The sequence below is a fragment of the Secundilactobacillus collinoides DSM 20515 = JCM 1123 genome, from assembly GCF_001435975.1.
Taxonomy (GTDB): domain Bacteria; phylum Bacillota; class Bacilli; order Lactobacillales; family Lactobacillaceae; genus Secundilactobacillus; species Secundilactobacillus collinoides.
Genome location: NZ_AYYR01000126.1, coordinates 1,497 through 2,253, shown reverse-complemented (window position 1 = coordinate 2,253; position 757 = coordinate 1,497). Strand labels below are relative to the sequence as shown.

At 41.6% G+C, this 757-nt stretch carries 2 protein-coding genes; both read left to right on the top strand.

The features are described 5' to 3' along the window. Positions 1-452, top strand: a 452-nt coding sequence (locus tag FC82_RS15610; RefSeq protein WP_191982813.1) for a topoisomerase C-terminal repeat-containing protein, incomplete at its 5' end; no start/stop codon positions are given. Between the two features lie 121 nt (positions 453-573). After that, positions 574-757: hypothetical protein (locus FC82_RS15605; RefSeq protein WP_056997452.1), on the top strand; the 184-nt coding region annotated here is incomplete at its 3' end.

Here is a 757-nt window from a genome sequence, read left to right as displayed (position 1 = left end):
TGCTAACTAGTCCAGAGATGACGGCTAAATGGGAGCAAGCGTTACAGCAAATCAGTACCGAAGAACGCACTCCGGATAATTTTTTGAGCCAAATTAAGAAGTTTGTGGCGAAGTTAATCGCTGATGTTCCCACACAATTAACCGGCAATGCAGCCATTAAGCAACAAATCAATCACCAACAGCAAGCACAAAAAGTTGCCGAGGTGTTCTTAGAAACACCACAAGTAACTGTCATAAATAAACAAAAGTTTTACATTGTGAAACCCAAGCAAGGCGAGGACTTTACCCTACCCAAGAAATGGAGTAGCAAGACGCTTGGTAAGACCGCAATTAAAGCGCTGGTCACCAAGGGGGAAACCAGCAAATTAAAGGGTTTCAAGAGCAAAAAAGGAAAGTCGTTTGCTGCCAAGTTAAAGCTTGACGGCCATAAATTAAGTTTTGATTTCGATTAGACCTTACCTACCGCTCGACACTACGTTCCGGTTGGTTAACCCGTCATTTAGGTTCACTTTTACAATCCCAAAAGTAAACCTGAACAACGGGTGAGATTAACAAAGCAAAGGAGATCATAAAATGAACAACGAATTAGCAGTTTTAGCCAGTGAATTACCCGTTTTGCAAGCTAAAGGAACCTACAAGTATTTAAAAGAAATCACTGGTAACGGCGCTTATTATCAAGTAGCCTGGCAAAAATTGTCTGACGGTTACGTTGCCCTTTATGGCACGACCCCGATTCAAATAAGATCATTGCCAACAT